This is a genomic window from Virgibacillus sp. JSM 102003 (assembly GCF_041949995.1).
In the GTDB taxonomy this organism is placed as follows: domain Bacteria; phylum Bacillota; class Bacilli; order Bacillales; family Amphibacillaceae; genus Lentibacillus.
On sequence record NZ_JBHFQH010000035.1, the window covers coordinates 1 to 1,382 of the forward strand.

Annotated in this window: 1 protein-coding gene; it reads right to left on the reverse strand. The window is 43.7% G+C overall.

Annotated elements, in window-relative coordinates; translation table 11 throughout:
• Positions 1-44: 44 nt before the first annotated feature.
• Entirely contained in the window at positions 45-1,262 is a 1,218-nt protein-coding gene (locus ACE1TG_RS19715) for an ISL3 family transposase (protein WP_375054088.1), read from the reverse strand.
• Positions 1,263-1,382 lie beyond the last annotated feature (120 nt).

Consider the following 1,382-nt stretch of genomic DNA (forward strand, 5'->3'; position numbering starts at 1 on the left):
GGTTCTAAGTCAAATGTTGGGGTGAGCGACTGCTCACTCCTTATTTATGCCACCCTTAGATTCACATTTTTATATTGATGATGTAATAACACCTTTAAACGAAAGCGATCAAATCGCCTAAATCCAAATGCGTTTCGTTTAATGACCTTTGTCTGGTTGTTGATTCCCTCGATATAGCCATTATGTAAATCAAACGCAAAGCTGTTCATAATTTGCTTCTGCCAGTTCTGCAGCGTCTCTATTGCCTTCTCGAACTCGTCTACTTGAGAGGCTTTTACGAGATCGTAGTACTGATACAGCCGGTCTTTTATGGCTTTTAAAGCTTCCGTTCCTTCCGCCTTCGCTGTTTCAAACCACAGACGGAATGCCTCCTTTAACTGATATGCCGTCTTCAGGTAATTAGATTTCTTCAGGTAATAATTCAGGTACCAGTTCTGATTCTCACGCAGGTTTTCCGGTTTCTTGTAAAACACATGCTTCATTCGCTTGCATTTCTTGCGGTCATAGTCATCAAAGAAGTTCTGTTCCTTCCTCCTCACTTTCTCCATGGCCCAATAGATATACCGGCAGAAATGGAACCTGTCCGCCACGATGATGGGACCACCCAACGCCTGATCAACGGCTGCTTTAAAGGACTGACTCATGTCCATAACCACGACCTTGACTTTGTCCCCATACTTCCTCAAATATTCTTTCAGCGTCTCTTTTTTGCGGTCAGGAAGGATATCCAGCGGTCTTCTCTCAACGGGATCGGCAATAATCGTCTGATACTTTTCCCCGCCAGCATCCCCTTTATATTCATCAATGGCTATGATCTCCGGCAATTCTCTGGTCTCTTCCAACATGGAGCCGCACACTTCATCAAACCGCCGCATAACGGTTGTCGGTGATGTGCCAAAACGAGCTGCCACATCTTTAAAACTCTTGCCGTGAATCAGCTCCACACCCAACGCCTGATTGAATTCCTGGGACTGGCGCTGATAACGATTGACCAGGGGATTGTTCTCATAAAAACGCTTGCCACACTCCCCACAACCATAACGCCGTTTTCGATAGAATATGACCACCTCTCTGCAGAAAAGCTTCGTGTGCTTTATTTTTTGCATCCGATAATCATGTACTTTATTGGTAAGCTCCCCGCAATCAGGACAAGCATGAGGCTCCCTCTCAAGCTCTACATGAAGCTGATGGGTCCCCTCCAACTCAAAAGATTTAGTAATAATAAACGCTTCTAAACCCGGCAAAGAAATGTTAGAATTCAATTACACGCAACTCCTTTTTGTTTTGTTTAGTGGTATAAACAAAGTTTATCAAATAAGGAGCTTGCGTGCTTTTTTTATTGGTTGGAATTTTGCCAATACCCCAACAAATATTTTAGAGCC